A 696-nucleotide genomic window follows, 5' to 3' on the forward strand; every position below is an offset into this window, starting at 1 on the left:
GGCCAGCACCGTATGCTCGAGCGCATCCGAGCGCAGCACCGAATCCACCACCAGCGTGCGCCCGGCGAGCTCGCCGCCGGTCACCGCAAAGGTGTCGCCGCGCCGCGGCATGGCCGGCACCTGCACCACGCGCACGCTCACGGCCACGGTCTTGCCCGCCACGCGCGCGGTCTCGCCGTACTGCTGCAGGTTGTGGTCGATCAGCACCGAGCACGGCACCGGGGCGGCGTCGCGCGCGGTGAAGCTGGCATCCTCGCCGTCCATGGCGTAGATGCGGTCCACCGACACGGTCAGCATCGCCCCGATCGCGCTCATGGTCGATCAGGTCCCGGCCGGCAGATACGTGCCGAGCTTGATTCTCACCGTGCTCGACGGGTTGGCCGCGGCCGACACGGCCACGCCCACGCACACCTGCGCGGCTGCGGTCTTGTTGACCACTTTGTTGGTGGCATCCCAGAACACGCGATCGCCGACGCTGATCGCCAGCGCGCTGGTCTTGCCGATGGTCACCACGCCTTCGGTGATGAACTCGCCCGCGGCGCCGCTGGTCACCGGTGCCAGCGCCACGCCGAACAGCCCGGCGCCGAAGAGGTAGCCGACGCCCGCGGCCACATCGGCCGCGGGCGTCAGGGTGAGGGTGCGGCCCTCCTGGATGTACGTCTGCATGCTGCGTTCTCCTGGTTGGCCGGGCCGTCA

The 696-nt window shown here is 70.7% G+C and carries 2 protein-coding genes; both read right to left on the reverse strand.

Features of this window, described 5'->3' with window-relative positions; all coding sequences use genetic code 11:
* Positions 1-315, reverse strand: a 315-nt coding sequence (locus JNK74_28930; protein ID MBL7650206.1) for a hypothetical protein, incomplete at its 3' end; no start/stop codon positions are given.
* Between the two features lie 6 nt (positions 316-321).
* Positions 322-666, reverse strand: a complete 345-nt coding sequence (locus JNK74_28935) for a DUF2190 family protein (protein MBL7650207.1) — start codon at positions 664-666, stop codon at positions 322-324.
* Between the last annotated feature and the right edge of the window lie 30 nt (positions 667-696).

The sequence above is a fragment of the Candidatus Hydrogenedentota bacterium genome, from assembly GCA_016791475.1.
GTDB lineage: Bacteria > Hydrogenedentota > Hydrogenedentia > Hydrogenedentales > JAEUWI01 > JAEUWI01.

Excerpts from the sequence above, each read along its gene's own strand:
- JNK74_28935 (MBL7650207.1), bottom strand. The coding sequence starts at position 666 with ATGCAGACGTACATCCAGGAGGGCCGCACCCTCACCCTGACGCCCGCG.